This is a genomic window from Pseudomonas sessilinigenes (genome assembly GCF_003850565.1).
In the GTDB taxonomy this organism is placed as follows: domain Bacteria; phylum Pseudomonadota; class Gammaproteobacteria; order Pseudomonadales; family Pseudomonadaceae; genus Aquipseudomonas; species Aquipseudomonas sessilinigenes.
On the sequence record NZ_CP027706.1, the window covers coordinates 2220114 to 2246575 of the forward strand.

At 57.1% G+C, this 26462-nt stretch carries 33 protein-coding genes, 1 tRNA gene and 3 pseudogenes; 24 read left to right on the top strand and 13 right to left on the bottom strand.

The features are described from left to right. Positions 1–212: 212 nt before the first annotated feature. Positions 213–407, bottom strand: a complete 195-nt coding sequence (gene csrA, locus C4K39_RS10515) for a carbon storage regulator CsrA (RefSeq protein ID WP_007920550.1) — start codon at positions 405–407, stop codon at positions 213–215. Between the two features lie 248 nt (positions 408–655). Between csrA and C4K39_RS10520 the strand changes: the two genes are divergently transcribed. Further along, on the top strand, positions 656–1033 hold the full coding sequence (locus C4K39_RS10520; protein ID WP_068585744.1) for a penicillin-binding protein activator LpoB: 378 nt from the start codon (positions 656–658) through the stop codon (positions 1031–1033). A 49-nt stretch (positions 1034–1082) separates the two neighbouring features. On the opposite strand, the gene C4K39_RS10525 is transcribed toward C4K39_RS10520, so the two are convergent. From C4K39_RS10525 to C4K39_RS10535, 3 genes are all read right to left on the bottom strand, one after another. Further along, positions 1083–1772 (bottom strand): endonuclease, encoded by a 690-nt coding sequence (locus C4K39_RS10525; protein ID WP_124346301.1) that lies wholly within the window; start codon positions 1770–1772, stop codon positions 1083–1085. Between the two features lie 4 nt (positions 1773–1776). Continuing rightward, positions 1777–2046, bottom strand: coding sequence for a DUF1654 domain-containing protein (locus C4K39_RS10530; protein ID WP_068585748.1), 270 nt, complete (start codon positions 2044–2046; stop codon positions 1777–1779). Positions 2047–2233: 187 nt separating this feature from the next. Then, entirely contained in the window at positions 2234–3322 is a 1089-nt protein-coding gene (locus C4K39_RS10535) for an asparaginase (protein WP_068585751.1), read from the bottom strand. A 339-nt stretch (positions 3323–3661) separates the two neighbouring features. On the opposite strand from C4K39_RS10535, the gene C4K39_RS10540 reads away from it, so the two are divergent. From C4K39_RS10540 to C4K39_RS10575, 8 genes are all read left to right on the top strand, one after another. Further along, complete coding sequence (locus C4K39_RS10540) at positions 3662–4126, top strand: hypothetical protein (protein WP_124346302.1); 465 nt, start codon at positions 3662–3664, stop codon at positions 4124–4126. A 270-nt stretch (positions 4127–4396) separates the two neighbouring features. Beyond that, on the top strand, positions 4397–5353 hold the full coding sequence (locus C4K39_RS10545; RefSeq protein ID WP_068585757.1) for a sugar ABC transporter substrate-binding protein: 957 nt from the start codon (positions 4397–4399) through the stop codon (positions 5351–5353). A 57-nt stretch (positions 5354–5410) separates the two neighbouring features. Then, positions 5411–6964: a sugar ABC transporter ATP-binding protein gene (locus C4K39_RS10550; protein ID WP_068585760.1), complete on the top strand. Its 1554-nt coding sequence runs from the start codon at positions 5411–5413 to the stop codon at positions 6962–6964. Further along, positions 6961–7938: an ABC transporter permease gene (locus C4K39_RS10555; RefSeq protein WP_068585763.1), complete on the top strand. Its 978-nt coding sequence runs from the start codon at positions 6961–6963 to the stop codon at positions 7936–7938. Before C4K39_RS10550 ends, C4K39_RS10555 begins: the two co-directional genes overlap by 4 nt. 3 nt (positions 7939–7941) lie before the next feature. Continuing rightward, positions 7942–8961, top strand: coding sequence for a LacI family DNA-binding transcriptional regulator (locus C4K39_RS10560; RefSeq protein WP_124346303.1), 1020 nt, complete (start codon positions 7942–7944; stop codon positions 8959–8961). A 24-nt stretch (positions 8962–8985) separates the two neighbouring features. Next, positions 8986–9903 (top strand): ribokinase, encoded by a 918-nt coding sequence (gene rbsK / locus C4K39_RS10565; RefSeq protein ID WP_124346304.1) that lies wholly within the window; start codon positions 8986–8988, stop codon positions 9901–9903. Further along, the gene (gene rbsD / locus C4K39_RS10570; RefSeq protein WP_068585771.1) at positions 9900–10304 is read left to right on the top strand and encodes a D-ribose pyranase; all 405 of its coding nucleotides are present in this window, start codon (positions 9900–9902) and stop codon (positions 10302–10304) included. The genes rbsK and rbsD overlap by 4 nt, the downstream gene beginning before the upstream one ends. A 40-nt stretch (positions 10305–10344) precedes the next feature. Continuing rightward, complete coding sequence (locus C4K39_RS10575; RefSeq protein WP_068585772.1) at positions 10345–11373, top strand: nucleoside hydrolase; 1029 nt, start codon at positions 10345–10347, stop codon at positions 11371–11373. A gap of 37 nt (positions 11374–11410) precedes the next feature. Here the strand turns inward: C4K39_RS10575 and C4K39_RS10580 are convergent, their stop codons facing one another. Beyond that, a complete protein-coding gene (locus tag C4K39_RS10580) occupies positions 11411–11623 on the bottom strand; it encodes a hypothetical protein (protein ID WP_124346305.1) in 213 nt (70 codons plus the stop codon). Between the two features lie 124 nt (positions 11624–11747). Here C4K39_RS10580 and C4K39_RS10585 point away from each other — a divergent pair, with 124 nt between their 5' ends. Together C4K39_RS10585 and C4K39_RS10590 are read left to right on the top strand one after the other, a co-directional pair. Then, complete coding sequence (locus C4K39_RS10585) at positions 11748–12053, top strand: hypothetical protein (protein ID WP_068585778.1); 306 nt, start codon at positions 11748–11750, stop codon at positions 12051–12053. A gap of 161 nt (positions 12054–12214) precedes the next feature. Next, the gene (locus C4K39_RS10590) at positions 12215–12529 is read left to right on the top strand and encodes an I78 family peptidase inhibitor (RefSeq protein WP_068585781.1); all 315 of its coding nucleotides are present in this window, start codon (positions 12215–12217) and stop codon (positions 12527–12529) included. Between the two features lie 69 nt (positions 12530–12598). Here the strand turns inward: C4K39_RS10590 and C4K39_RS10595 are convergent, their stop codons facing one another. Together C4K39_RS10595 and C4K39_RS10600 are read right to left on the bottom strand one after the other, a co-directional pair. After that, entirely contained in the window at positions 12599–12811 is a 213-nt protein-coding gene (locus C4K39_RS10595; protein WP_003179963.1) for a cold-shock protein, read from the bottom strand. Positions 12812–13105: 294 nt separating this feature from the next. After that, positions 13106–13405 carry a hypothetical protein gene (locus tag C4K39_RS10600; RefSeq protein WP_068585784.1) on the bottom strand — a complete coding sequence of 100 codons (300 nt, stop codon included), beginning with the start codon at positions 13403–13405 and terminating at the stop codon, positions 13106–13108. Positions 13406–13785: 380 nt separating this feature from the next. Here C4K39_RS10600 and thrS point away from each other — a divergent pair, with 380 nt between their 5' ends. The 9 genes from thrS to C4K39_RS10645 all read left to right on the top strand — a co-directional run bounded on the left by thrS (position 13786) and on the right by C4K39_RS10645 (position 21249). Next, on the top strand, positions 13786–15708 hold the full coding sequence (gene thrS / locus C4K39_RS10605) for a threonine--tRNA ligase (protein WP_124346306.1): 1923 nt from the start codon (positions 13786–13788) through the stop codon (positions 15706–15708). Then, positions 15708–16259, top strand: coding sequence for a translation initiation factor IF-3 (infC, locus tag C4K39_RS10610; RefSeq protein WP_176719736.1), 552 nt, complete (start codon positions 15708–15710; stop codon positions 16257–16259). The genes thrS and infC overlap by 1 nt, the downstream gene beginning before the upstream one ends. A 60-nt stretch (positions 16260–16319) precedes the next feature. After that, positions 16320–16514 carry a 50S ribosomal protein L35 gene (gene rpmI, locus C4K39_RS10615; protein WP_002553160.1) on the top strand — a complete coding sequence of 65 codons (195 nt, stop codon included), beginning with the start codon at positions 16320–16322 and terminating at the stop codon, positions 16512–16514. Between the two features lie 30 nt (positions 16515–16544). After that, entirely contained in the window at positions 16545–16901 is a 357-nt protein-coding gene (rplT, locus tag C4K39_RS10620) for a 50S ribosomal protein L20 (protein ID WP_016963673.1), read from the top strand. 109 nt (positions 16902–17010) lie between these two features. Further along, positions 17011–18027: a phenylalanine--tRNA ligase subunit alpha gene (gene pheS / locus C4K39_RS10625; protein WP_068585791.1), complete on the top strand. Its 1017-nt coding sequence runs from the start codon at positions 17011–17013 to the stop codon at positions 18025–18027. A 35-nt stretch (positions 18028–18062) separates the two neighbouring features. After that, complete coding sequence (gene pheT / locus C4K39_RS10630) at positions 18063–20441, top strand: phenylalanine--tRNA ligase subunit beta (protein ID WP_124346307.1); 2379 nt, start codon at positions 18063–18065, stop codon at positions 20439–20441. Positions 20442–20444: 3 nt separating this feature from the next. Continuing rightward, entirely contained in the window at positions 20445–20747 is a 303-nt protein-coding gene (gene ihfA, locus C4K39_RS10635) for an integration host factor subunit alpha (protein ID WP_002553164.1), read from the top strand. Further along, complete coding sequence (locus C4K39_RS10640; protein ID WP_007920509.1) at positions 20728–21084, top strand: MerR family transcriptional regulator; 357 nt, start codon at positions 20728–20730, stop codon at positions 21082–21084. The genes ihfA and C4K39_RS10640 overlap by 20 nt, the downstream gene beginning before the upstream one ends. An 88-nt stretch (positions 21085–21172) precedes the next feature. Then, positions 21173–21249 (top strand) — tRNA-Pro (locus C4K39_RS10645). An 82-nt stretch (positions 21250–21331) separates the two neighbouring features. Here the strand turns inward: C4K39_RS10645 and C4K39_RS31770 are convergent. Then, positions 21332–21667 (bottom strand): annotated as a pseudogene (locus C4K39_RS31770) (tyrosine-type recombinase/integrase); the annotation flags it as partial. A 6-nt stretch (positions 21668–21673) separates the two neighbouring features. On the opposite strand from C4K39_RS31770, the gene C4K39_RS10655 reads away from it, so the two are divergent. After that, entirely contained in the window at positions 21674–22078 is a 405-nt protein-coding gene (locus C4K39_RS10655; protein WP_225926612.1) for a hypothetical protein, read from the top strand. Positions 22079–22115: 37 nt separating this feature from the next. Next, positions 22116–22604 (top strand): hypothetical protein, encoded by a 489-nt coding sequence (locus C4K39_RS10660; protein WP_124346308.1) that lies wholly within the window; start codon positions 22116–22118, stop codon positions 22602–22604. A 567-nt stretch (positions 22605–23171) separates the two neighbouring features. Here the strand turns inward: C4K39_RS10660 and C4K39_RS10665 are convergent. The 4 genes and pseudogenes from C4K39_RS10665 to C4K39_RS10680 form a co-directional block, all read right to left on the bottom strand. Next, entirely contained in the window at positions 23172–23615 is a 444-nt protein-coding gene (locus C4K39_RS10665) for a carbohydrate-binding protein (protein WP_124346309.1), read from the bottom strand. 339 nt (positions 23616–23954) lie between these two features. Then, positions 23955–24340, bottom strand: a pseudogene (locus C4K39_RS31775) (tyrosine-type recombinase/integrase); the annotation flags it as partial. A gap of 50 nt (positions 24341–24390) precedes the next feature. After that, positions 24391–24630 (bottom strand): annotated as a pseudogene (locus C4K39_RS32190) (DNA cytosine methyltransferase); the annotation flags it as partial. Positions 24631–25000: 370 nt separating this feature from the next. Further along, positions 25001–25414: a hypothetical protein gene (locus tag C4K39_RS10680; RefSeq protein ID WP_225926568.1), complete on the bottom strand. Its 414-nt coding sequence runs from the start codon at positions 25412–25414 to the stop codon at positions 25001–25003. A gap of 99 nt (positions 25415–25513) precedes the next feature. On the opposite strand from C4K39_RS10680, the gene C4K39_RS10685 reads away from it, so the two are divergent. Both C4K39_RS10685 and C4K39_RS32035 read left to right on the top strand, forming a co-directional pair. After that, positions 25514–25825 carry a hypothetical protein gene (locus C4K39_RS10685; protein WP_124346310.1) on the top strand — a complete coding sequence of 104 codons (312 nt, stop codon included), beginning with the start codon at positions 25514–25516 and terminating at the stop codon, positions 25823–25825. Positions 25826–25885: 60 nt separating this feature from the next. Further along, positions 25886–26122, top strand: coding sequence for a LysR substrate-binding domain-containing protein (locus C4K39_RS32035; protein ID WP_206600624.1), 237 nt, complete (start codon positions 25886–25888; stop codon positions 26120–26122). Here the strand turns inward: C4K39_RS32035 and C4K39_RS10695 are convergent. Continuing rightward, positions 26079–26408 carry a hypothetical protein gene (locus tag C4K39_RS10695; protein WP_124346311.1) on the bottom strand — a complete coding sequence of 110 codons (330 nt, stop codon included), beginning with the start codon at positions 26406–26408 and terminating at the stop codon, positions 26079–26081. The genes C4K39_RS32035 and C4K39_RS10695 overlap by 44 nt on opposite strands. Between the last annotated feature and the right edge of the window lie 54 nt (positions 26409–26462).

The window sequence follows — 26462 nt, forward strand, 5'->3', positions numbered from 1 at the left end:
CCGGATAGGGTGCTGCGTGCCGGGAGCCGGAGGTTGGGTTTGTTCTCGGAGGGGATGTTGGCGAAGGGGGGTGACAGTTCAGTGGCTGGGGGCCGGCTGTGCCTGTCACCGAATCGGGAGGTTCAGGTGACCTGCGGAGAAAAGCTCAAGGCGAACGAGAGACGCGTTGCGCCAGCCATTGTGCGTGGGCAACAGGCTGGTGCTCATATTATTCAAGGAGTTTCGCGTTTGTCCGGTGCAGTAAGTCCCGCCTGGATGCGTTGGTAGATTTCCTCGCGGTGTACCGCAACGTCTTTTGGTGCATTGATGCCAATACGGACCTGTTGGCCGCTGACGCCGAGAATGGTGATCGTAATGTCGTCACCGATGTTTATGCTTTCACCGACTTTGCGGGTGAGTATCAGCATGATCTTCTCCTTGATAGCTTGGTAGGGCACCAGTTTGAAACAGTGCAGAGGTCGGTCTTAGGTATAGATTAGTGCGAAGTTCCACTCAGTGGGTGCCTCTTTCTGACGCGCAGAAGATCTATAAATTCCCAAGGCGCAACTATACAGACGCAATAAATATCATTCTTCCTGTTTCGAACCGATTTTGTGACAAGGTCCCTCACGCCTTGGGTGCTAAAATCCTGTGTCTGACTTTATGGGAGTAGGTTGTGCGCACAGTAGTGATAGCGGTGGCAGCGTTGGCGGTATTGGGATTGGCCGGTTGCGGCGAAGGCAAGCGTGTCGAGGCGAACAAGAGCGCTTCGGCGGCGCAGGTGCAGCCGGCGCAGGTATCCGGTGCGCCGCAGTGGGATGTGCTGGTGGGCAGTGAGCTGCCTCAGGCGGTGAGCGATCTCACCGGCTGGCTGATCGAGCACGGGATCATGTCCAATGTGATGGTAGTGGACGGCAAGCAACGGGTCTTGGTCGGGCCTTTCGCTACCCAGGCCGAGGCGGAAGCGAAGAAGGCCGAAGTGGTCGAGAAGCTGGTCAAGGCGAAAAAGCGTGATATCGATGTCTCGGTCATCGAGCATCACGACGCACAGTGACGCTGTTTCCCGCATGATGAGATCGCCCGCCTCCGCGGGCGATCTTGTGTCAACCGCAGGCCTTGAGGTTGACCACGCCAACGAATTCGTTACCGCGCCCCATCACACACGCCACACTCTGATTGCGCTGGCGCTCCCAGTCCTGCACTGGATACGTCTTGTTCCAGGCTTCGAAGAGCTGGCGGTCTTGCTTGGACAGGCGTAGCCCGTACTGCTTGCTCATGTAGAAGTAAGTGCGGGCGATCATGCCGCGAATGGATGGGCGGGGCATGACCTTCTTGGCCTTGAAGTCCACTTGGGTCAGGCAGGAGCCATATTGACCTGACTGTTCGGGGAGCCAGCCGAAACTGAAGTTGCTGCGGTCGCCATTCACTTCGCCGATGCTGGGCACCAGGTTGTGCAGGTCGGCTTCGGCGCGTTGATAGGTCGTATCGTTGCGCGAGCAGTTCTTGCGCCCGCCCTGTTGCCAGCATTGGCGTTGGTGGCCTATCTGCCAGGCCGGCACGATGTGCTCCCACTCAATGCGTTCGGCTCGTTTGGCATTCTTGCGCGGCACATAGCCACAGGCTGTCAGGTTTACCCGGTTGCCATTGTATTTGCAGCCGCAGTAGAACTCGGTGGATTGAGGGGCATAGAGTTTCCACGCGACCTTCTTGGCTTCAGTGAAGGTGCGAGGTGCATCGGCTTGGGCAGTCAGGGCAACGAAAAACAGCAGTACAGCCAGGCAACGGACAATCATCGACTCAGTCTTCCTTCGGCACGATCCAGAAAATCTGCACGCCGCCATCGTCGCGATAGGCGAGGGTGACGTTGTCGTTTTCGGCGATCTCCTCCAGAAGGCGTTCCCATTCTTCCTGTGGTTCATCGGGCAGGCGAAAGATCAGCGCTGCCTTGGATTTCTGGGCGGTAGGGGAGTTGATGATTTTCTGGATGCGAACACCCAGGCGTTCGTAGGAGCTGAGGGGTGTTTGGGTTGTGGCCACGGAACAATCCTTATTAAGCTGTACGCACATACAGTATTTAACTGTAGGAAATTTCGCAACTGCTTAAAATTCAAGAAGTTCCTCTGACAACGCTTTGCGCATTTGTCTCATCACAGCCGAGGATTTTTTAACACGGGGAAGTCGCAGGAGGGGAACCGCTCACCCGTTGGGGTGAGCGGTTGAGCGCTTGCTCGACCTGATACGGCCGAGCAGGGAATCAGTATTCCCAGAACATGCGTTGCAGTTCCTTGCTGTCCTGGGTCTTGGTCAGGGCGACCATGGCCAGGATGCGGGCTTTTTGTGGGTTCAGGTCGTGAGCCACGACCCAATCGTACTTGTCGTCAGGCTGTTCGGCGTTACGCAGTACGAAACCGCCAGCATTGACGTGGGAAGAACGGATGATCTGCACACCGTTCTTGCGCAGTTCCTGCAGGGCCGGTACCACGCGGGAAGATACCGAGCCGTTGCCGGTACCGGCGTGGATGATGGCTTTGGCGCCACCTTGAGCCAGAGCCTTGTAGGCAGTGTCGCTGACGTTGCCGTAGCCGTAGGCGATTTCTACGTCAGGCAGGCTCTTGATGTTCTTGATGTCGAATTCCGAGTCCATGGTGTGGCGCTTGGCTGGCAGGCGGAACCAGTAGGACTTGCCTTCCACCACCATGCCCAGCGGGCCCCATGGGCTCTTGAAGGCTTCGGTCTTGATGTTGATCATCTTGCTGACGTCGCGACCGGACTGGATCTCGTCGTTCATGGTCACCAGTACGCCTTTGCCCCGGGAGCTTTTGTTGCCGGCCACGGATACTGCGTTGTACAGGTTGAGCATGCCGTCTGCCGACATGGCGGTGCCTGGGCGCATGGAGCCGACGACTACGATTGGCTTGTCGGTTTTTTCCACCAGGTTGAGGAAGTAGGCAGTCTCTTCCAGAGTGTCGGTACCGTGGGTGATGACGATGCCGTCCACGTCCTTGCTATCGGCCAGCTCGGCTACGCGGCGGCCCAGTTGCAGCAGGTTTTCATTGGTGATGCTTTCCGAGGCGATCTGCATCACCTGCTCGCCACGTACGTTGGCCACTTGGCTCAACTCGGGAATACCGGCGATCAGTTGTTCGATGCCAACCTTGGCTGCCTGGTAGGTGGCGCTGTTGGCCGCGCTGGCGCCGGCGCCGGCAATGGTGCCGCCAGTGGCGAGGATCACCACGTTGGAGAGTTTCTGTTGGGTTTCAGCTTCCTTGGCCTGCAGGGCTGCGGGTAGGAGCATGAGCAGGGCCAAAGCGCCCGGAACGAAGGTTTTGAAGGCAGATTTCATTGTTTTCTCTCTAGTAGTGAGACAGTGCTGATGCAGGTTCATCTAGAAACACCTCGGCTGCAGATCTGTATGCGGCGGGGCACCGCGGGTTGAGCAGGATTTGTACCAGCGCTACCTTGGCCAGATATTTATTTTAAGTTACTGATTTATATCAATTTTATTTCTATTTTTGACGAGCCTTGACAAGCTTCTGTCCGGGATTCCGAACGTTTCTGAGTGTGGTGTTCGGCAAACCGAAAGCGACAAACGCAAGCCGTGTGCGGGGTTTTCGCTCATGAATTAAAGATTGTTCTGAAGCGGTCGATGAGTCTTTTAGGATCTTTTTAACCAGGAGTTCATATGTCGCTGTCAGTCGGATTTCCAGGACCGGGGGCCATTCTGATCAATGGCAAGTCACCCGCGACCATCAATGCATTGAGCGATGCCAGTGCCGAAGGCGCTCCGCAAGCGTTGGGGACCGAAGACTCGGGAGCCTTACGAGTCGGTGGCGGTTCGGCCAAGCAGGCGGAAAAGGCCGAGAGCGGCGATGCGGGCGGCGAGGGCGACAACCACAGCATCGTCGTCAAGATGCTGCTCCAGCGCATGAAGGAGCTGCAGGAGCAGCTCAAGCAGCAGCAACAGCAACTGGCCGCTGCCCAGGCCGCCAACTATCCAACCCCCGAGGCCAAGCAGACCGCGGTCATGGCCGTCCAGGCGCAGGTCGCGCAAACCAACGCCGCACTGGCTGAGGTTTCGGGCAACCTGGTGCGCGAACTGGCCAAGGAATCAGGCTCCTCCGGCAAGTTGGTAAATACCTCCGCTTGATCAGTACCCGCCCAGTGCCAGGCACTGGGCGGCTGCTTCCTTTTGGCTATCGGTCCCGCTGTGCGCCGATGGCATCTCTGCGCTGTGATCATCGTTGACAAACCCCATTCGGGTTCGCATAGTTCGCCTTACGCAAACGTTTGCGCGGACTCTCGGGAAGGATAATCGACTATCTTTTCCGAACCTCCAGGCCGTTGAGCGATACCCGGCACCTGGTTCCGCATGCCCTGCAGGCGTTGCCCACAATAATCATAAGATCGGAGTGAACCCATGAAGCTGCCCTTTGCTGGACGTCTACTCGCTGCTGCGGTCCTGGCTGCTACCTGTGCAGCGCTGCCCCTCTCTTCGGCCTATGCCGACACCCCACAGAAACCCAAGGTCGCCCTGGTCATGAAGTCCCTGGCCAACGAGTTCTTCCTGACCATGGAAGACGGCGCCAAGGCCTATCAGAAAGAGCACTCGGCGGATTTCGACCTGGTGTCCAATGGCATCAAGGATGAAACCGATACTGCCAACCAGATCCGCATCGTCGAGCAGATGATCGTCTCCAAGGTCAATGCCCTGGTGATCGCCCCAGCGGACTCCAAGGCCATGGTGCCGGTGATCAAGAAGGCCGTGGATGCTGGGATCACGGTGATCAATATCGATAACCAGCTCGACCCTGGCGTGCTCAAGAGCAAGAACATCAGCGTGCCTTTCGTCGGGCCCGACAACCGCAAGGGCGCGCGCCTGGTGGGCGAGTACCTGGCCAAGCAGCTCAAGGCCGGTGACGAAGTGGGGATCATCGAAGGGGTATCCACTACCACCAATGCCCAGCAGCGCACCGCAGGTTTCAAGGACGCCATGGAGGCCGCGCAGGTCAAGGTGGTTTCCCTGCAGTCCGGTGATTGGGAAATCGACGCCGGCAACCGTGTAGCCTCGGCCATGCTTAGCGAATACCCGAATCTCAAGGCACTGCTGGCCGGTAACGACAGCATGGCAGTGGGCGCCGTGTCCGCGGTACGCGCTGCGGGCAAGGCTGGCAAGGTGCAGGTGGTCGGCTACGACAACATCAATGCCATCAAGCCGATGCTCAAGGATGGCCGGGTCCTGGCCACGGCCGACCAGTTCGCTGCCAAGCAGGCAGTGTTCGGCATCGAGGTCGCGTTGAAGCTTCTCAAGGGCGAGAAGGTCGATACCGGCACCAATGGCGTGATCGAAACTCCGGTTGAGCTGGTCACCAAGTAGTTTTTCCGGCGGCACAACGGCGCCTGCCCGAGAGGGTGGGCGCATGGGGAGTTTCTTATGTCTGTTTCAGCTGCGAACGCTGTCCTTTCGGTCAGCGGTATCGGCAAGACCTATGCGCAACCGGTATTGGCCGGCATCGACCTGACGCTACAGCGCGGCGAGGTGCTGGCGTTGACCGGCGAAAATGGCGCCGGCAAGAGTACCTTGTCGAAGATCATCGGCGGCCTGGTCAGCCCCACTACCGGCCACATGCGCTTCAATGGCCAGGACTATCGACCGGGCAGTCGTACCCAGGCCGAGGAGCTGGGTATCCGCATGGTCATGCAGGAGCTCAATCTGCTGCCCACGCTGTCGGTGGCCGAGAACCTGTTCCTCGACAACCTGCCCAACCAGGGTGGCTGGATCAGTCGCAAGCAACTGCGCAAGGCGGCGATCGAGGCCATGGCCCAGGTCGGCCTGGATGCCATCGATCCCGATACCCTGGTAGGCGAGCTGGGAATCGGTCATCAACAGATGGTAGAGATCGCTCGCAACCTGATCGGCGACTGCCATGTGCTGATCCTGGACGAGCCTACCGCCATGCTCACGTCCCGTGAGGTGGAGATGCTCTTCGAGCAGATCACCCGGCTCCAGGCCCGTGGTGTCTCCATCATCTATATCTCCCATCGCCTGGAAGAGCTGGCCAGGGTTGCTCAGCGCATTGCGGTGCTGCGTGATGGCTGCCTGGTCTGCGTCGAGCCCATGGCCAATTACAACAGTGAACAACTGGTGAACCTGATGGTGGGGCGCGAACTGGGCGAGCATATCGACCTGGGCGCGCGCAAGATTGGCGCACCCGCGTTGACCATCAGCAACCTGAGTCGCTCGGACAAGGTTCGTGATGTCTCCTTCGAAGTGCGCAGCGGCGAGATCTTCGGGATTTCCGGCCTGATCGGGGCAGGGCGCACCGAGCTGTTGCGGCTGATCTTCGGTGCTGACGTTGCTGACAGTGGCAGCATTGCCCTGGGCTCTCCAGCTCGGACGGTAAGCATCCGTTCCCCGGTGGATGCGGTAGCCAATGGCATTGCCCTGATTACCGAGGATCGCAAGGGCGAGGGTCTGCTCTTGACCCAGACCATCAGTGCCAATATCGCCCTGGGCAATATGCCGGCCATTTCAAGTAGTGGCCTGGTCAACTCCCAGGATGAGGAACAGTTGGCCCGGCGACAGATCGATGCCATGCGCATCCGCAGTTCCAGTCCGGCGCAACGGGTGTCCGAGCTGTCCGGTGGCAACCAGCAGAAGGTGGTGATCGGTCGGTGGTTGGAGCGCGACTGCTCGGTGCTGCTGTTCGATGAGCCGACCCGTGGTATCGACGTTGGCGCCAAGTTCGACATCTATGGCCTATTGGGTGAGTTGACGCGCCAGGGCAAGGCCTTGGTGGTGGTCTCCAGTGACCTGCGGGAATTGATGCTGATCTGTGATCGCATCGGCGTGCTGTCTGCTGGACGGTTGATCGATACCTTCGAGCGCGACAGTTGGACCCAGGACGAATTGCTTGCTGCCGCGTTTGCCGGCTATCAAAAACGAGATGCGTTGCTCAATGAAGCGGCGCCTAGGACTGCACCATGAAAACAGCACCTGCAAGCGGCAAGCGAGGCGGCCAGTACTACGGCCTCGGCACCTACCTGGGGCTGGCGGGGGCGTTGTTGGGGATGATCGTTCTGTTCTCCCTGCTCAGTAACCACTTCCTGTCCTACGACACCTTCAGCACGCTGGCCAACCAGATCCCGGACCTGATGGTGCTGGCGGTGGGCATGACTTTTGTCTTGATCATTGGCGGTATCGATCTCTCCGTGGGTTCGGTGCTGGCCCTGGCGGCGTCCACCGTCAGCGTGGCGATCCTTGGCTGGGGCTGGAGCGTGGTGCCGGCAGCCTTGCTGGGCATGGCCTGCGCGGCCCTGGCCGGAACCATCACCGGTTCGATTACCGTGGCCTGGCGCATTCCGTCATTCATCGTGTCCCTGGGCGTGCTGGAAATGGCCCGGGGCGTGGCCTACCAGATGACCGGGTCGCGTACGGCCTACATCGGTGATGCCTTCGCCTGGTTGTCGAATCCGATTGCCTTTGGCATTTCGCCGTCGTTTATCATTGCCCTGCTGATTATTTTCCTGGCCCAGGCGGTGCTGACTCGCACCGTATTCGGTCGCTATCTGATCGGCATCGGTACCAACGAAGAAGCGGTGCGCCTGGCGGGGATCAATCCCAAGCCCTACAAGATCCTGGTTTTCAGCCTGATGGGGCTGTTGGCAGGCATTGCGGCACTGTTTCAGATTTCTCGCCTGGAAGCGGCTGATCCGAATGCGGGCTCTGGCCTGGAGTTGCAAGTCATCGCAGCCGTGGTGATTGGTGGCACTAGCCTCATGGGAGGACGCGGTTCGGTGATCAGTACCTTCTTCGGCGTCCTGATTATTTCCGTACTGGCTGCAGGCCTTGCGCAAATCGGAGCAAGCGAACCGACCAAGCGCATCATCACCGGGGCAGTCATCGTGATTGCCGTGGTGCTCGATACCTATCGCAGCCAGCGCGCCAACCGGCGGGTTTGATTCATGGCAACAATCAAGGATGTGGCGGCGCTGGCGGGGATTTCCTACACCACCGTGTCCCACGTGCTGAACAAGACACGGCCAGTCAGCGAGGAGGTTCGGCTCAAGGTCGAGGCGGCGATCAAGCACCTGGATTATGTGCCCAGCGCCGTGGCTCGCTCACTCAAGGCCAAGACTACCGCCACCATCGGTTTGCTGGTGCCCAATAGCCTCAACCCTTACTTCGCCGAGTTGGCGCGAGGTATCGAGGATTACTGCGAGCGCAATGGTTATTGCGTGATCCTGTGCAACTCCGATGACGACCCGGACAAGCAACGCAACTACCTGCGGGTCCTGCTGGAAAAGCGTATCGATGGCCTGATCGTGACTAGCGTCGGCGGCGACAGCGGCCTGGCCCAGGGGCTGGTCGGAGTGCGTACGCCTATGGTGCTGGTCGATCGTGGGCTTGAGGGGGTGGATGCGGACTTGGTGCGCATTGATCACCGCCATGGCGCCTACCTGGCTACCCGGCACCTGCTGGAACTGGGGCACAGGGATATCGCCTGCGTGGCTGGTCCGGCCAATACCAGCGTGACGCAAATGCGCCTCGCCGGTTTTCACCAGGCGTTGCAGGAAGCGGGGGGCGAGGTGCCGGCGGCACGTATCCTGGAGAGCGATTTCAGTAGCACCGGTGGCTACCTGGCGGCAGCCCGGTTGCTGGACGGCAACCCGCCGAGTGCGATCTTTGCCGCCAACGACATGATGGGCATCGGTGTGCTGCGGGCCGCGGCGGAACGCAACATTCGCGTACCCAGCGAGCTGTCGGTGATCGGTTTCGACGACATTCTCATGAGCCGTTATGTCTATCCGGCGCTGACCACGGTTGGCCAGTCGATCCTGCAGTTGGGGGAGAGCGCTGCTGAATTGCTGCTGCAGCGTATCGCTACGCCAGGCTTGCCAGTGGGCCAACGAATCGTCACGCCGAGCATTGTCTTGCGGGAATCGACTGCGCCACTGGGTGGCGCATTTATGCAGTACCGCTGAACCTTATTGATTGAGTAGCGACGTATGCCAGCAAAAGTAGTGGTAGTGGGTAGCCTGAACATGGACCTGGTGACTCGGGCCGAGCGCTTGCCCCGTGGGGGCGAGACGCTGACGGGCAAGTCCTTCGCCACGGTACCCGGCGGCAAGGGGGCCAACCAGGCGGTGGCTGCCGCCAGGCTTGGGGCCCAGGTGTCGATGGTCGGTTGCGTTGGGGAGGATGCCTACGGCGAGCAGTTGCGCGGGTCCCTGCTTGGCGAGGGTATCGATTGCCAGGCCGTGGACAGGGTGCCAGGGTCGAGCGGCGTGGCCTTGATCGTGGTCGATGACAGTAGCCAGAACGCGATTGTCATCGTTGCTGGAGGCAACGGTGAGCTCAGCCCTGAAAAGGTCGTCGGTTTTGATCCGGTCCTGCAGCAGGCCGAGGTGATCATCTGCCAGCTCGAGGTGCCACAGGAGACCGTGGGGTACACCCTTAAGCGCGGACGTGAGCTGGGCAAGACGGTGATTCTCAATCCGGCGCCTGCCACGGGGCCTCTGCCGGAGTCGTGGTATGGCTCGATCGATTACCTGATTCCCAACGAGAGCGAAGCGACCGCCCTCACAGGCCTTGAGGTTGATTCCCTGGAAAGCGCCGAACAGGCCGCGAGCCGCTTGGTCGCTGCTGGTGCGGGCAAGGTCATCATTACCCTGGGCGCGCAGGGGTCGCTGTTTGCCGATGGTTGCCGCTTCGAGCACTTTCCTGCGCCCAAGGTCACGGCGGTCGATACCACGGCGGCGGGGGATACCTTTGTCGGTGGTTTCGCGGCGGCCCTGGCCGCGGGCAAAAGCGAGGCCGACGCCATTCGCTTCGGGCAGATCGCGGCGGCCCTGTCGGTGACGCGAGCCGGTGCACAACCTTCCATTCCCATGCTGTCCGACGTTCAGGCGTTTATTCCCTCATGAAGAAAACCCCCTTGCTCAATATTGCCCTGTCACGCCTGGTGGCCTCCTTGGGGCACGGCGATGTCGTGGTGATCGGCGATGCCGGCCTGCCGGTACCGCCAGGTGTCGAATTGATTGATCTGGCCCTGACCCATGGCGTTCCCGATTTTCTCGGCACCCTCAAGGTGCTGCTCAGCGAAATGCAGGTGGAGCGCCATGTCCTGGCCGAGGAAATCCTGCTCAAGCAACCAACGCCCTTGCCCGTTCTCGAGGCCATGGCCGCCAACGGCGAGCTGGGGCAGCGACAGTTGCTCAGTCACGAGGAGTTCAAGGTGCTCAGCCGCAAGGCTCGTGCCGTGATCCGTACGGGGGAGTGCCAGCCGTACTGCAATATCGCCCTGATTGCCGGGGTGACGTTCTAGATCGTTCGCCCGTTTTCCCACCTTGCACAAGGAGTGCGCTATGCGCCGCTATGCTCAGCTGTTTCAACATTGGTTCCGGAGTCTATTGCTCTTGTCTCTGCTCACTGCTACCGGCGCTCAGGCGGCGGAAAAAATCGATCTGATCATCGACACCGATCCGGGGGCCGATGATGTGGTGGCCTTGTTGTTCGCCCTGGCGTCGCCAGAAGAACTACATATTCGGGCCCTGACCACCGTGGCGGGGAATGTGCGCCTGGATAAAACCTCGCGTAATGCCCGGCTGGCTCGTGAATGGGCGGGGCGCGAAGACGTGCCGGTCTATGCCGGTGCCCCGGCGCCGCTGTTGCGCACGCCGATCTACGCCGAGAACATCCATGGCAAGGAGGGGATCTCCGGAGTGACTGTGCACGAACCCAAGGCGCCCCTGGCCAAGGGCAGTGCGGTCAACTATTTGATCGACACCCTGCGGGCAGCCAAGCCCCATAGCATCACCATCGCCATGCTCGGTCCGCAGACCAACCTGGCACTGGCGCTCATCCAGGCGCCGGATATTACCCAGGGCATCAAGGAAGTGGTGGTCATGGGCGGTGCCCATTTCAATGGCGGTAACATCACGCCGGTGGCGGAGTTCAATCTGTACGCCGATCCCCAGGCTGCTGAAGTGGTTCTCAAGAGTGGGGTCAAGCTGACTTACCTGCCGCTGGATGTTACCCACAAGATCCTGACCAGCGATGCGCGCCTGCAGAAAATCGCGGCGTTGAACAACAATGCCAGCAAGGTGGTGGGCGATATCCTCAACGAGTACGTCAAAGGCGATATGGAGCATTACGGTATTCCGGGTGGCCCGGTGCACGATGCAACCGTGATCGCCTACCTGCTCAAGCCGGAGCTGTTCACGGGGCGCCAGGCCAATATGGTCGTTGATAGCCGTGAGGGGCCTACCTTCGGCCAGACCATCGTCGACTGGTATGACGGCTTGAAGCGCGAGAAGAACGTGTTCTGGGTCGAGAATGGCAATGCCCAGGGCTTTTTCGATCTGCTCACCGAGCGCCTGGCTCGCCTCAAGTAAGCGTTCTCTCCCTGCAGGTACTTACCTGTGGGGAGTTTTATTCCTGATCGGCGGGCTGAAAAACCTGATGGTCTTCTGGGTATTTCTCAAAGACCTGTTCAATGAAGTCTCGGGCAGCTTGCGGGCCAAGCTCCTTGACCAGCAGGTCCATGCCGATGATGGCCAGCTCTTCCACGCTGCCCGGGCTGTAGGAGCACTGGCCCTGTGGCCATTTGGCCTTGATGTCGACGTCAATGCTCACTGTAGCCATGAGGGTCTCGCGAATAGGGGTGAGTGGGGAGGCAGTGGACGAGTTAAGCATGTCACTCAGGCTTTGACACTCCTACTTAGGCATATGCGACACTGGGTTTTTTCCTGCGCTCAAGGAATCTGGTGTGCAAATCGACTTGAACAAACCTGATGCCCTGACCCTGGATGCTGTGCGCCAACTACTGGCTTCGGCCAGCGATAGCGTGCATACCCAATTGCGTGTAAGCAAGGCCGGTATCGCCTACATCTCCTCTGGGATCGTGGGTGGCGCGCAGATCGAGGGCGTATTGTTTCGCCTGGAAACCTGGGCTGCCGGTTCCGGTTATGTGGGTGAGGTCGCCGCTAGCGACCAGGCCTGGGTGACACAGGTCTTCAATGCGCTCAAGCAGAACTGGCCGAAGCCAGCATTCGACTACATCGATATCTATTGAGCGTCATTCATATCCAGTGACGATTGTCCGGTGAAAATACCCGGGTGGCTGAGGCAGACTTGCTCGCCTTGCCCAATAGGGCAAAATGCTATTTCGCTTTGAAACCAAAAATGAAAACGGCTGTCGCACGTTCTCTGTTTATTCTTTAGAAAGGAGGCTTCATGCCTTGGAAGCTCGCTTCATTCGCAACCTTGTTGGCTGCAGCAACCCTTGCTGGGTGCAGCACTGCTGGGTCGACAAAGGAATCTGTGGCCCCTGTTGAATCTGGGCACACTCGCTGTGAAGCATCCGCTGCCCAGTTCGCTGTCGGCAAGAAGGCCTCTGCAGAGTTGCTGGAGCAGGCTCGTACTCGTGCAGGTGCGCAGTACGCAAGGTTTCTCCAGCCCAACGATATGATCACCTTGGAATATCGTTCTGACCGCTTGAATGTCAATACCGACGCCAACCTGGTGGTGACCCGGGTCAACTGTGGTTGAGCATTGAGGTTTTTCGCTCTCATAAAAAACCCCGTCACATGGACGGGGTTTTTTTAGCTCGCTGAGAAATTACTCAGGGCGAACTTGTGCAGCTTGCATACCCTTTTGGCCTTTCTCAGCCACGAAGGAAACGGTTTGGCCTTCTTTCAGGCTCTTGAAACCGTCGCTTTCAATAGCTTTGAAGTGTACGAACAGGTCGTCACCGCCACCTTGAGGAGTGATGAAGCCGAAGCCTTTTTCATCGTTGAACCATTTTACGGTGCCGGTTTGGCGATTAGACATGGTGTATCTCCAAGAAACATATATTTTCAGTAGTACTGTGCTGCTCAGGCCAACTGGGCACACCGACCTATCATAGTCGAAATGTTCGGCTTGGGAGCCCCCTGTAGGGAGCGTTTGCCCGGCGTATTCCTGCCTTTTTCCGCTTGGATCAGCTGCAGGCCCCGGTTTAAGGGGGCTTCAGCAAAAAACAAGCGGTGATAAAAAAACCGTAAAAGCTGCAATTACAGTGGAAAAAACACGTCTCGGGCCGTTGGTGGAGCTAGCCAGGCGGTTTGTGCCTCTGGTTGTGAGTGGTTATTTCGCCACTCGGCATGCGGAGATGGCGTCCAGGGCACGAGTTCGCAGCTCGGCGCTGGGTTGCTTGGTCTTGCTCATCAGCTCCTTGATTTCCTCGGTCGTGAACTTCTCGTTCAGCTTGTCGGCGCCACAGGCGCAATGCTGCTCGGCGCTTTTCGCGTCGATGCTTTGGCTGGCTGCCGCGGTGCAATCCTTCATGTAGTCGGCACGTGCGCCGGCTGGCCATGCGGCCTGGGCGCTCAATGGCAGCAGCAGGGCAAGCGGGGCAGCGAGGGCGAGCAGTTTAATGAGGCGCATGAGTCGGTTTCTCCTGAAGTCGATAACGAGGGCGACGATTCTCAACGTATTCGAGGGGGTGCGTACATCTCAAGTTCACTTTCTTCAATAAAAGACTGGAAACCGCATTTTGCGAACTTTGTCGCGCGATGATTGGGATTTATCTGTGCTAGCATGCCTGGCTTGGGTGTTTTCAGGCTTTGAAGGCTTCACTTTCCTTTGCGGTCGACACCCTTATCTTTGATTTGAATTCCAGTCACTCTGGTTCGTCCCTGGCAGGCCGAAAGGTCTCTGCCACTGTGAGGCAGGCTTTCCCGTGGGAAAGGCAGGGCGGATCTTGTACTGGCTCATCCCAACCCACGTGACCTTTGGTAGGGGTCACCACTAGGAGAGGAGGCGCCATGCCCACTATTACTCTTCCCGATGGCAGTCAGCGTTCGTTCGACAAGGCCGTAACCGTAGCTGAAGTCGCAGCTTCTATTGGTGCAGGTCTGGCCAAGGCCACTCTGGCCGGCAAGGTCGATGGCAAGTTGGTCGATGCTTGTGACCTGATCGAACACGATGCCACCTTGCAGATCATCACCCCAAAAGATGAAGAGGGACTGGAGATCATCCGTCACTCGTGCGCCCACTTGATCGGCCACGCAGTGAAGCAGCTGTATCCGACCGCCAAGATGGTGATCGGCCCGGTTATCGATGAAGGCTTCTATTACGACATCGCCTACGAGCGTCCTTTCACTCCGGACGACCTGGCCGCCATCGAGCAGCGCATGCACCAGCTGATCGACAAGGACTACGATGTCATCAAGAAGATGACCCCGCGCGCCGAAGTCATCGACGTGTTCCAGAACCGTGGTGAAGATTACAAGCTGCGCCTGGTGGAAGACATGCCCAACGAAACAGCCATGGGCCTGTATTATCACGAAGAATATGTCGACATGTGCCGTGGTCCGCACGTGCCGAACACTCGCTTCCTCAAGGCATTCAAACTGACCAAGTTGTCCGGTGCCTACTGGCGTGGCGATGCCAAGAATGAGCAGTTGCAGCGCGTCTATGGCACTGCCTGGGCCGACAAGAAGCAATTGGCCGCCTACATCCAGCGCATCGAGGAAGCCGAAAAGCGCGACCATCGCAAGATCGGCAAGCAGCTGGATCTGTTCCACTTGCAGGAAGAAGCGCCAGGCATGGTGTTCTGGCACGCCAACGGCTGGACCATCTACCAGGTACTCGAGCAGTACATGCGTAATGTACAGCGCGAAAATGGCTATCTTGAGATCAAGACCCCGCAAGTCGTCGATCGTATCCTTTGGGAGCGTTCCGGGCACTGGTCCAACTACGCCGAGAACATGTTCACCACGTCTTCGGAAAGCCGTGACTACGCGGTCAAGCCGATGAACTGCCCATGCCATGTGCAGGTGTTCAACCAAGGTCTGAAATCCTACCGTGACTTGCCGCTGCGTCTGGCCGAGTTTGGTGCTTGCCACCGTAACGAGCCGTCTGGCGCTCTGCACGGCATCATGCGCGTACGTGGTTTCGTCCAGGATGATGCGCACATCTTCTGCACCGAAGAGCAGGTGAAGAAGGAGGCCGCGGACTTCATCAAGCTGACCCTGGACGTTTACAAGGACTTCGGCTTCAGCGACATCGCCATGAAGCTGTCGACCCGTCCGGCCAAGCGTGTGGGTTCCGAAGAGTTGTGGGATCGTGCCGAGGGCGCCCTGGCCGACGCCTTGAACGAGTCTGGACTGGAATGGGAATACCAGCCGGGTGAGGGGGCCTTCTACGGTCCGAAGATCGAGTTCACCTTGCGTGATTGCCTCGGTCGTAACTGGCAGTGCGGTACCTTGCAGTACGATCCGAACCTTCCAGAACGCCTGGATGCCAGCTACATCGCCGAAGATAACAGCCGTGTTCGCCCGGTTATGCTGCACCGCGCGATCCTGGGGTCGTTCGAGCGTTTCATCGGCATGCTGATCGAGCATTATGCTGGTGTGTTCCCGGCCTGGCTGGCGCCAACCCAGGCAGTGATCATGAATATCACTGACAAACAGGCCGATTTTGCCCTTGAGGTGGAAAAAACACTCAACCAAAGCGGATTTCGTGCCAAGTCCGACTTGAGAAATGAAAAGATCGGCTTTAAAATCCGCGAGCATACTTTGCTCAAGGTTCCCTATCTCTTGGTTATTGGAGATCGGGAAGTCGAGATGCAGACTGTCGCTGTGCGTACCCGTGAAGGTGAAGATTTGGGCTCGATGCCTATCGCCCAATTCTCGGCGCTGCTCGCACAAGCGATTTCCCGGCGTGGTCGCCAAGATTTGGAGTAATTATTATTAAGCGTGATATGAGACAAGATAAACGAGCTGCACCGAAAGCCCCGATCAACGAGAATATCTCGGCACGCGAGGTTCGGTTAATTGGCGCTGACGGCGAGCAGATTGGCATCGTCTCGATTGATGAAGCGCTTCGTATAGCTGAAGAAGCCAAACTGGATCTGGTGGAAATTTCCGCCGACGCAGTCCCACCTGTTTGCCGGGTGATGGACTACGGCAAGTCGATCTTCGAGAAGAAGAAACAACTTGCTGCCGCGAAGAAGAACCAGAAGCAGATTCAGGTTAAAGAAATCAAGTTTCGTCCAGGGACGGAGGAAGGGGATTACCAGGTAAAACTACGCAACCTGGTACGTTTCCTGAGTGACGGGGACAGGGCCAAGGTTTCCTTGCGATTCCGCGGCCGTGAGATGGCCCACCAGGAGCTGGGGATGGAACTCCTCAAGCGGGTTGAAACTGACCTGCAAGAGTACGGTTCGGTCGAACAGCATCCGAAGATGGAAGGACGCCAGCTGATCATGGTCATCGCCCCGAAAAAGAAGAAGTAATCAACAGGGCACGGCAGGCCTTCTGATTATGTTTATCAATTGAATGCGGAGTATCCGAACATGCCAAAGATGAAAACCAAAAGTGGTGCTGCTAAGCGGTTTCTGAAAACTGCTAACGGTATCAAGCACAAGCACGCTTTCAAGAGCCACATCCTGACCAAAATGTCGACCAAGCGTAAGCGTCAACTGCGCGGTAGCAGCTTGCTGCATCCGTCTGACGTGGCAAAAGTCGAGCGCATGCTGCGCCTTCGTTAATTTTTGGATCAAGAATAGAGGAAGTAACTCATGGCTCGTGTAAAGCGTGGCGTCATTGCCCGTAAGCGTCACAAGAAAATTCTGAAACTTGCTAAAGGCTACTACGGTGCTCGCTCGCGCGTGTTCCGTGTTGCCAAGCAAGCGGTAATCAAGGCAGGCCAATACGCCTACCGTGACCGTCGTCAGAAAAAGCGTCAGTTCCGCGCTCTGTGGATCGCTCGTATCAACGCTGGTGCTCGTACCAACGGTCTGTCCTACAGCCGTCTGATCGCTGGCCTGAAAAAGGCATCCATCGAGATCGACCGTAAGGTTCTGGCTGATCTGGCAGTGAACGAAAAAGCGGCGTTTGCTGCGATTGTCGAGAAAGCTAAAGCCACCTTGGCTTAAGTACCCCCGACAGTCACCCGGGCTCACCTTCGTGGGCTCTGGTGTTAAACGTCATAAATAGGGGAAGAGCCTTCAAGCTCTTCCCCTATTTTGTATCTGGAGTCTGTACATGGAAAACCTGGATGCGCTGGTTTCTCAAGCACTTGAGGCCGTGCAACACGCTGAAGACATCAATGCCCTGGAACAAATCCGGGTTCACTTCCTTGGCAAGAAGGGCGAACTGACTCAGGTGATGAAGACCCTGGGCAACCTGCCAGCCGAAGAGCGCCCGCAAGTCGGTGCGCTGATCAACGTTGCCAAGGAGCGTGTAACAGAGGTTCTCAATGCTCGCAAAGCGGCTTTCGAGGAGGCGGAACTCAGCGCCAAGCTCGCCGCCGAGTGCATTGACGTGACCCTGCCGGGCCGTGGCCAGACCTCTGGTGGTCTGCATCCGATCACGCGGACCCTGGAGCGTATCGAGCAGTTCTTCACCCATATCGGCTACGGCATTGCCGAGGGCCCTGAGGTCGAAGACGACTATCACAACTTTGAGGCGCTCAACATCCCAGGCCACCACCCGGCCCGGTCGATGCACGACACCTTCTATTTCAATGCGAACATGTTGTTGCGCACCCATACCTCGCCGGTACAGGTCCGCACCATGGAATCGCAGCAGCCGCCGATCCGCATCGTCTGTCCAGGCCGTGTGTATCGCAGCGACTCCGATATCACCCACTCGCCGATGTTCCATCAGGTAGAAGGCCTGCTGGTGGATCGCGGGATCAATTTCGCCGACCTGAAGGGCACCATCGAGGAGTTCCTGCGGGTGTTCTTCGAGAAGGAACTGGCCGTACGTTTCCGTCCTTCCTACTTCCCATTCACCGAGCCGTCCGCTGAAGTCGATATGGAATGCGTGATGTGCAGTGGTAAAGGTTGCCGCGTCTGCAAGCAGACCGGATGGCTGGAAGTGATGGGTTGCGGCATGGTTCACCCGAACGTGTTGCGTATGTCCGGGATCGATCCGGAAGAATTCCAGGGCTTTGCCTTCGGCATGGGCGCCGAGCGCCTGGCCATGCTGCGTTACGGTGTCAATGACTTGCGCCTGTTCTTCGACAACGACTTGCGGTTCCTTGCGCAATTTCGCTAGTCGCGCGTCCGTAACGAATCTATTAGGAGAGCAGGATGAAATTCAGTGAACAATGGCTGCGTGGCTGGGTTAGCCCGCAGGTAACTCGCGACGAGCTGGTCGCTCGTCTGTCCATGGCCGGCCTTGAGGTGGACAGTGTTACGCCAGCCGCCGGTGATTTCAGCGGTGTGGTGGTGGGTGAGGTACTAAGTACCGAGCAGCACCCTGATGCCGACAAACTGCGGGTCTGCCAAGTCAGCAACGGAGCTGAGACTTTCCAGGTTGTCTGCGGTGCGCCGAACGTACGCCCCGGCCTGAAGGTTCCGTTCGCGATGATCGGTGCCCAGCTGCCCGGCGACTTCAAGATCAAGAAAGCCAAGCTGCGTGGCGTCGAGTCCAACGGCATGCTGTGTTCCCAGGCGGAGCTGCAGATCGGTGAAGGCAACGACGGCTTGATGGAGTTGCCGGCTGACGCGCCAGTGGGTGAGGACATTCGTGCCTACCTGAGCTTGGACGATGCCAGTATCGAAGTCGACCTGACCCCTAACCGTGGCGACTGCCTGTCGTTGGCCGGTATTGCACGCGAAGTTGGTGCCCTTTATGCGGCCAAGGTGCAGCGTCCGGAAGTCAAGGCAGTTCCTGCAGTGCACGATGAAGTGCGCCCGGTTGATGTGTTGGCGCCGGCAGCCTGCCCGCGTTACCTGGGACGGGTGATCCGTAACGTGGACCTGTCCAAGCCGACCCCGCTGTGGATGGTCGAGCGCCTGCGCCGTGCTGAAGTTCGCAGCATCGATGCCGCAGTGGACATCACCAACTACGTGATGCTTGAGCTGGGTCAGCCGCTGCATGCGTTCGACCTGGCCGAGATCAACGGTGGCATCCGTGTGCGCATGGCCGAAGAGGGCGAGAAGCTGGTGTTGCTCGACGGTCAGGAAGTGGCCCTGCGCAGCGACACCCTGGTGATCGCCGACCATACTCGCGCCCTGGCGATTGCTGGTGTGATGGGTGGTGAGCACAGCGGCGTCACCACCAAGACTCGCGATGTATTCCTGGAAAGCGCGTTCTTCGACCAGATCGCCGTGGCTGGCAAAGCCCGTTCCTATGGCCTGCATACCGATGCTTCCCATCGTTATGAGCGTGGCGTGGATTGGCAGTTGGCCCGTGAAGCGATGGAGCGTGCTACTGGCCTGCTGCTGGAAATCACCGGCGGTGAAGCCGGCCCGATCATCGAAACCGTCAGCGAACAACATCTGCCATTGGTGGCGCCTGTCACCCTGCGGGCCGAGCGCATCAGTCAAATGCTGGGCATGGAACTCGAAGGTTCCGAGGTCGAGCGCCTGCTCACCGCGTTGGGCCTGACGGTAGCTGCCGATGGGGCAGGGCAGTGGCGCGTTGACGTGCCCAGTCATCGTTTCGATATCAGCCTCGAGGTCGATCTGATCGAGGAACTGGCACGCCTGTACGGTTACAACCGCTTGCCGGTTCGTTATCCGCAAGCCCGCCTGGCTCCACAGGCCAAGGCCGAGGCGCAAGGCGACTTGCCAGCACTGCGGCGCCTGCTAGTGGCTCGTGGTTATCAGGAAGCCATCACCTACAGCTTCATCGACCCGAAGATGTTCGAACTGTTCAGCCCGGGTGTCGAGCCGTTGCTGTTGGCGAACCCGATTTCCGCCGACATGGCGGCCATGCGTTCGTCCCTGTGGCCAGGCCTGGTCAAGGCGCTTCAGCACAACCTGAACCGTCAGCAGGATCGTGTCCGCATGTTCGAAAGCGGCCTGCGGTTCGTGGGTCAGCTGGAAGGGCTGAAACAACAGCAGATGTTGGCAGGTATTGTTTGTGGTACCCGGTTGCCTGAAGGTTGGGCACAAGGCCGCGATGGCGTGGACTTCTTCGACGTCAAGGCGGATGTCGAGGCGGTGCTGGGCTTTGCCGGTGCCTTGGATGTGTTCACTTTCGTGCCGGGCAAGCATCCTGCGTTGCATCCTGGCCAGACAGCTCGTATCGAGCGCGATGGGCGTGAAGTCGGTTTCCTGGGGGCCATTCACCCGGAACTGGCAAAGCAGCTCGGGCTGGATCGTCCGGTCTTCGTGTTCGAACTGGTCCTGAGTGAAGTAGCCCAAGGTCGTTTGCCGAAGTTCCACGAACTGTCGCGCTTCCCTGAAGTACGTCGTGACCTGGCCCTGCTAGCCGATCGTGATGTCGCGGCCAGTGCGGTCCTGGAGGTCATTCGCGAGAACGCGGGTGAGTGGTTGACCGACCTCAGGCTGTTTGACGTGTATCAGGGTAAAGGCATTGATCCGCATAGAAAAAGCCTTGCCGTTGGCTTGACCTGGCAGCATCCATCGCGCACTCTTAACGACGATGAGGTGAACTCAGCGACGCAAAACATCCTCACCTCGCTCGAACAAAGGTTGAACGCCACGTTAAGGAAGTGACGTATGGGGGCTCTGACGAAAGCTGAAATGGCCGAACGTCTCTACGAAGAGCTGGGCCTGAATAAACGCGAGGCCAAGGAGTTGGTCGAGCTATTCTTTGAAGAAATCAGGCATGCTCTCGAAGATAACGAACAGGTCAAATTGTCCGGTTTCGGTAACTTCGACCTTCGGGATAAACGCCAGCGTCCTGGCCGTAACCCGAAAACGGGTGAAGAAATCCCGATCACGGCTCGCCGTGTGGTCACCTTTCGTCCAGGGCAGAAGTTGAAGGCCCGAGTTGAGGCTTATGCTGGAACCAAGTCATAACGACGAGCTCCCGGTCATCCCGGGTAAACGCTACTTCACCATTGGTGAAGTGAGCGAGCTCTGTGCGGTCAAACCGCATGTGCTGCGTTATTGGGAGCAGGAGTTTCCTCAACTCAACCCCGTCAAACGCCGCGGAAATCGCCGGTATTATCAGCGCCAGGATGTGCTGATGATCCGGCAGATCCGAGCGTTGCTTTATGATCAGGGGTTCACCATCGGCGGGGCGCGTTTGCGGCTTTCCGGTGATGAGGCCAAAGACGACACCACTCAGTACAAGCAACTGATCCGTCAGATGATTTCTGAGCTGGAAGACGTACTCGTGGTGCTCAAGAAGTAATTCTCTGCTTTAAATACTTCCACTTTTCAAACGCTTGCGGTATATTCCTCAGCGTTTCCTGAGAAGTGAAATAGGTTTCACGCCTAGTCGGGGCGTAGCGCAGTCCGGTAGCGCACTAGCATGGGGTGCTAGGGGTCGAGTGTTCGAATCACTCCGTCCCGACCATATTTTTCAATGACTTAGCCGCTTTCGAGCGGCTTTGTTGTTTCTGCCATAGTGACTTTTCGAGTGACCTTGGCCTTTTCTTTCATGCCTCCCTCCTTTTCAGAATCGTCAGTGCTGGTGCGCGCGAGTCGGTTGCTGATACCTTATTTGCTGCTGCAATGAGCTGATCCAGTTCCTCCGCTGAGTAGTGACTGGTGATGCTGCCATTCTTGTGGCCAAGCAACGTCTTTCGATCTACCTCTGCTACGCCTGCAGCCCTAAGCCATCCTCCAAATGTGTGTTTCAAGTCGTGAGTTCGGATCCTCACAAATCCGTCATGGACTGGTCGCAAGAATTTCTCCTGCCATTTCTCCGCAGCCCTGACCCGAGCCTTCTTCCAGTCGGAGTCGTTCATCCTGTGCATCAGCGTTGGATCCCCGGCGACTTGCTGCGCTTCGTCACCCAATTTAAGAGCTTCCCGGCTATATATATGCAGAAGACCATGGGGCGTGAACTGTATGGATGCGGCTATACCCCAGCGGCCCTAAGCAACAGCATTCGGGGTGGTCGTGACCTTCTTCAGGCGCTTCGTAGCGGCAATGGGGAAAGACTGGCCATGCATCAATTGATGCTATGGACGACGGCTTTTGGTTATCTATCCATGGCTTCCAAGGATGTGGCCAAGGGGCGCGAGCCGAGGCCTGTGGATGATCCAAAGACCTGGTTGGCTGCAATGGTCCAAGGTGGTGGCCTAGGTATATTTGGCGACTACCTCTTCGGCGAGGCCAGCCGTTTTGGAAACTCTGCTCTCGAGTTGGTAACCGGGCCGGCACTTGGTATCGCACGCTAATCTAACGAAAACCTAGAAAAACATGGACGGTTCCATCATGAAAAGACTAGTGATTATGGGGTTCGCTGCATTATTGCTGGCGGGATGTGGTCATAGGCAGGTTGAGTATGTTCCTAACCCGTCACCGGTTATGACTAGAGAGCAAGCCGTAGATATTGTTGAGCAAGCGTTCTATGAAGACTTTAGCAGCAGCAAGCCGCAGTCTGTTGTCGTTACGGAAAAGTTCATATCCCTATCAGATGGCACCTTATCAAAGGGATCAAGCGTTGCTACTGCTGTGCCAATAGGTAACGGAGCTCTGGTTGTTGGAGACTCAACTGTGCGAACCAAGGAGCTTGGGCAGAGACTCTATTTCAGCTCAATAGGAAAAATTGATGTATTCCAGCACAAAGTAAGGTCAGGCCGATTTGCCGCTGTTGTGCGCGGCAAGGATGGCAGCAGTCTTCGAATCTTACGGATGCGTAGCATTGATAGTGCAAAGCGTTTTGCGGATGCGATGGAATATCTGAAGCTTCACAGTTCATAGCTGGAGCATGTTTCACCAAAGCCCGCCAAGTGCGGGTTTTTTATTGCCCAGGAGAAAGCAATGCCTCAGTTCTTCAACTCCAGCACACCCACGACCTCATTTCGTCTTATCGCTCAACGGTTCAAGCAAGCTATCGTTTCAGCTCGCAGTCTCCGGTGCTGTAGCAGTTGAAACTCAGGCAATCGTCGAGGGTGGCCGTGATGGCCAGCCAATCGTCGGCCGCATCTATAACATCAGGGTGCATGGTAATGCTTCAAACCAAAATCTGTATGCATACACAGTTACAAGGACTTGAGCATGGCACGATTGTGCCGATGAACTGTATCTTTTGGGGGATGATTTACGGTAGCAGAACGCCTGGGAGGGGAGAATATCCAACGCTAAGTTGTTGATTCTTATAGGAAGTATTGCGTATTTTTTTGATTGACTTATATTTTAAATTTTTCCTTTTAGATCATAGGCTTGTGTGCGTTTCGTGATCACCTTGATATGGTGGTAATCATTAAATTCAGCGAGCTGACAACACGGAGACTTATGAGCCAATGTGATCGCTCTACGGCCCAAGTGCTAGGGGCCTTTAACGGTCAATGAATGAATATGAGGAAAGTCTGAACTGCGTGAAATTAAGATTCGGTTTTCTCCAGGTTTTAATGAAATTATCCCCTCATTAGAGTCAATACGATTACCTTCAAACCAACCTCCTGTTGAGGCGGCTGCAGCATTGCTCGAAATATTTTGCCCATTCACGGTGATGGATACAGGTCGGGGATCCGAAGCTGCGTAGCTAATCATCAATTGATATTGTCCGCCGTCTTTTACATTGAATCTGTACTCGGCAGAGGTGGGTATATTCCCTGGCCGTCGGGTGACAATGCAATCACCGTAGCCATACGGTCCTCCAGATTCGACATTCTGATTACTTACATAATCTTGAGCGCGAACCACTACCGTTTCAGCATGAGCGATGCCCGCGCTTAAAACGGCGAAGAGAAAACTTGCGATGAGCTTCATGGTTTTACCCTTTCTTGTCTTTGACCGATATGTTTAACAAGCATAGGCGTTGTTTGGTTCGGCGTGATTGACTGAGCATCCAACACTGATATCACTGCGCAAAACCTCCTCTGAAGGTCGTATGTTTCCGTTTGCATAACGACAAAAAACGTGTTTTTTCAATGCCAAAATGGGCCTGTTATCCTTTAAAAACAAGTGTTTGGGTTGCTACAGACCCCAGCATGGGGTGCTAGGGGGCGAGTGTTCGAATCACTCCGTCCCGATCATATTTTTCAATGACTTAGCCCAATCTTCACAGGTTGGGTTTTTCATGCCCAGGGACTTTTGCGGAGGGGGGTATCCCGTTTTTCTCCTCAAGATTGTCAGCACCGGTCCCCGCGAGCTGGTTGCTGATACCATATTCGCAGTCTCAATCAGATGCCCGCGCTCGGCTCCCGAGAGTGGCTGCTGCTGTCGTTCTTGTACCCCAGCAGGGTCTTACGGCCTTCCTGCGTAACACCTGCTGCCCGAAGGCGAGGGCCAAATGCGTGTTTCATGTAGTGCGCCCTGATGGGTGCAAGCCCAGGGTGGGCGGGGCGAAGATTTTCCTCCTGCCAGAGTTTCACCTCTCTCACATGCGCCTTCTTCCTGGCCGAGTCGTTTATGCGACGCATCACAGTATCGTTGTAAGGAAAAAACCGGTCTTTACTCTAGCCACGCTGCTTGTCGATGATCGATCTCGGTATGTGGTCAGTCGATGGCTATTCGGTCTAAAGGTGTCAGCCGGGAATGACATAGCGGCCACGCCGATATCGGTTTGCGGTACTGCTACACAGTTGGCTTGATGCAACTCCTGGCAAACATGCTCAGTGTCAGCGTGATTCGCGGCGTGCCACTTTGCTGCCTCGGGCCAATGGTTTGCTGCCCAGAGGACCTGGAGGGCTGCAGCACGCGCGCCGGTGCTCCATCCGCCCATGCCGGCGAATAGGTCGATCGCTGTGGTCTTCTTTACTCCGAGCAATTCCGGATCAGCCAAAATTACGATTCAGACCGATAAAAAGAAGGGAAGAGGCGGCCCATGCAGGACCGCCGGGATTACTGTTAACCGTGCAGCTGCACGTACACGTAAAGAACTAGAAGAAACAGAATCAAGCGACCGATGATCACAGGTAGAACTCCAAGAACGAGCGATATTGCTCATCTTGTAAGTGCTTGGGTGAAGGGCACCAAAAAGAGGGGTAAAAAACCGCGCATGAAAAATTTTATTACCGCAGAAGCAGTCGATATCTTCCACTAGATAGTCGAAATCTAAATCCGTCTGCTTGGATCGCTGGTGAGCGACCGGTAATTTGGCCGGTCCTGCGGGAACACCTGACCGAGCCGTTCTTCGGTGTCAGACCACCAGATCACCTTGGACGGGTCTTCCTGCATATGGATGGTCCATCAGCTTGGCCTCGTTCTTCTTCCAGCCCAGGTCGCAGTTGCCGTAATCCGAATCCATGCCGAAGTCGAAGGGGTACGCTGACCAAAAGGCCGCTATCCCCATCCTTGATGACACCCGCGACGTAGGATGGGCAAACGCTGTCCCACCGGGCATTGCCGTACTCGTTGGCGTTTATCATCCGGCTGTATCGGCGGAGCTCATCGTAACGGATGCCGACGATGCAATCCCACTCGTCATAACCTAGGGCTCGCCTGTGCTTCTCGCCGATCTTCACCTTGAGGTAGGCAGTGCATATGTTGTTGCTGAAGTTCGGGAGCGCGGCCGGCAGGTTCTTCTCAGCCTTCCGGTATGCCAGGTAGTACTCAAGCATCATCATGAACGGCTCTCGTCGGAGTCAAGCGCTCGCTTACCCGATTGGACTTGATCCTCCTTATGGGGCAAGGTCTGGCTCCGCTCACCTCGACCAGGAAAGCCCATGACCCATACAGAACGAGCCACTCTGCTGCTCGCGTGGCTTTGCGAAGAAAGCCGTGCCATCGACCACCGCGATATCATCCTGTTCGATGAGGCGCTGGGTGAGCACATTGCCGACTATGAGGCGGCAGTCGATACCGGTTGTTTCGAGTTCTGTGGCGATACCTATCGCAACAAGGCTGGCACCCAGAGCAACCCGCATCTCATGGATGGGTTGGTTCTCTTTGCCTACGCCCGCGAGTCGCTGCGAGCCCAGTCAGAGCAGGCAGAAACCTCCCAGGAACCGACCTGCACTGCAATGCTGTTCACTTAAGCGAGGTGATCCCCTGTAGGAGCGAAGCTTGCTCGCGAGGGTCGTTAACCCGCGCTCTTGTTGCAGTCGGATGTCCAGGCGGGACGCCTGGTCCAACTCTTTCCAGAGCAGGAGCTGCCCAGTCGCCCGGTGAATGTGGTGTACCTGCCAGATCGATATCACTCGGCCAGGTTGCGCAGTTTCGCGCAGTTCCTGACGGAACAGTTTTCCCCAGGGGACGAAGTGCTTCTAAGCTCGTTCCCGGACTCGCGGCTCAGCTGTTCATCTTGGCCGCCAGCAGCGCCCGCTCCTTGGTGAGCGGTTGGAGTACGCCCGGGTTGCTGCCGGTACGCTGGTAGAGAAAGTAGCTTTCGGCGTGGTCATGCAAGATGCGGTAGATCTCGCCCTGTCGTTTCGGCCTCGGTGATACGCGGCGGTCTACCAGCAATTGATACTTGTCGATGTGCAGGCGTTTCAGCGCCTGCTCGAAGTCTTCCTGGGTCGTGACATCCCAGCGACGGATGTTGCTTACGTGGTACATGAGTGAAAAGAAAATGAACAGTACCAGGCCTTGAGTGGCGAGGTGCTTTATGACGTGTTCCATAGAGGGACTTCCTGTCTCCTGAAGCAGGGTGAATCACTGGCCAAGAGCGCCGTG

Coding starts and splice junctions, on each gene's coding strand:
- csrA (WP_007920550.1), bottom strand. CDS start 407: ATGCTGATACTCACCCGCAAAGTCGGTGAAAGCATAAACATCGGTGAC.
- C4K39_RS10525 (WP_124346301.1), bottom strand. CDS start 1,772: ATGATTGTCCGTTGCCTGGCTGTACTGCTGTTTTTCGTTGCCCTGACT.
- C4K39_RS10530 (WP_068585748.1), bottom strand. CDS start 2,046: ATGTGCGTACAGCTTAATAAGGATTGTTCCGTGGCCACAACCCAAACA.
- C4K39_RS10535 (WP_068585751.1), bottom strand. CDS start 3,322: ATGAAATCTGCCTTCAAAACCTTCGTTCCGGGCGCTTTGGCCCTGCTC.
- C4K39_RS10540 (WP_124346302.1), top strand. CDS start 3,662: ATGTCGCTGTCAGTCGGATTTCCAGGACCGGGGGCCATTCTGATCAAT.
- C4K39_RS10545 (WP_068585757.1), top strand. CDS start 4,397: ATGAAGCTGCCCTTTGCTGGACGTCTACTCGCTGCTGCGGTCCTGGCT.
- C4K39_RS10550 (WP_068585760.1), top strand. CDS start 5,411: ATGTCTGTTTCAGCTGCGAACGCTGTCCTTTCGGTCAGCGGTATCGGC.
- C4K39_RS10555 (WP_068585763.1), top strand. CDS start 6,961: ATGAAAACAGCACCTGCAAGCGGCAAGCGAGGCGGCCAGTACTACGGC.
- C4K39_RS10560 (WP_124346303.1), top strand. CDS start 7,942: ATGGCAACAATCAAGGATGTGGCGGCGCTGGCGGGGATTTCCTACACC.
- rbsK (WP_124346304.1), top strand. CDS start 8,986: ATGCCAGCAAAAGTAGTGGTAGTGGGTAGCCTGAACATGGACCTGGTG.
- rbsD (WP_068585771.1), top strand. CDS start 9,900: ATGAAGAAAACCCCCTTGCTCAATATTGCCCTGTCACGCCTGGTGGCC.
- C4K39_RS10575 (WP_068585772.1), top strand. CDS start 10,345: ATGCGCCGCTATGCTCAGCTGTTTCAACATTGGTTCCGGAGTCTATTG.
- C4K39_RS10580 (WP_124346305.1), bottom strand. CDS start 11,623: ATGGCTACAGTGAGCATTGACGTCGACATCAAGGCCAAATGGCCACAG.
- C4K39_RS10590 (WP_068585781.1), top strand. CDS start 12,215: ATGCCTTGGAAGCTCGCTTCATTCGCAACCTTGTTGGCTGCAGCAACC.
- C4K39_RS10595 (WP_003179963.1), bottom strand. CDS start 12,811: ATGTCTAATCGCCAAACCGGCACCGTAAAATGGTTCAACGATGAAAAA.
- C4K39_RS10600 (WP_068585784.1), bottom strand. CDS start 13,405: ATGCGCCTCATTAAACTGCTCGCCCTCGCTGCCCCGCTTGCCCTGCTG.
- thrS (WP_124346306.1), top strand. CDS start 13,786: ATGCCCACTATTACTCTTCCCGATGGCAGTCAGCGTTCGTTCGACAAG.
- rpmI (WP_002553160.1), top strand. CDS start 16,320: ATGCCAAAGATGAAAACCAAAAGTGGTGCTGCTAAGCGGTTTCTGAAA.
- rplT (WP_016963673.1), top strand. CDS start 16,545: ATGGCTCGTGTAAAGCGTGGCGTCATTGCCCGTAAGCGTCACAAGAAA.
- pheS (WP_068585791.1), top strand. CDS start 17,011: ATGGAAAACCTGGATGCGCTGGTTTCTCAAGCACTTGAGGCCGTGCAA.
- pheT (WP_124346307.1), top strand. CDS start 18,063: ATGAAATTCAGTGAACAATGGCTGCGTGGCTGGGTTAGCCCGCAGGTA.
- ihfA (WP_002553164.1), top strand. CDS start 20,445: ATGGGGGCTCTGACGAAAGCTGAAATGGCCGAACGTCTCTACGAAGAG.
- C4K39_RS10640 (WP_007920509.1), top strand. CDS start 20,728: ATGCTGGAACCAAGTCATAACGACGAGCTCCCGGTCATCCCGGGTAAA.
- C4K39_RS10660 (WP_124346308.1), top strand. CDS start 22,116: ATGAAAAGACTAGTGATTATGGGGTTCGCTGCATTATTGCTGGCGGGA.
- C4K39_RS10665 (WP_124346309.1), bottom strand. CDS start 23,615: ATGAAGCTCATCGCAAGTTTTCTCTTCGCCGTTTTAAGCGCGGGCATC.
- C4K39_RS10680 (WP_225926568.1), bottom strand. CDS start 25,414: ATGATGATGCTTGAGTACTACCTGGCATACCGGAAGGCTGAGAAGAAC.
- C4K39_RS10685 (WP_124346310.1), top strand. CDS start 25,514: ATGACCCATACAGAACGAGCCACTCTGCTGCTCGCGTGGCTTTGCGAA.
- C4K39_RS10695 (WP_124346311.1), bottom strand. CDS start 26,408: ATGGAACACGTCATAAAGCACCTCGCCACTCAAGGCCTGGTACTGTTC.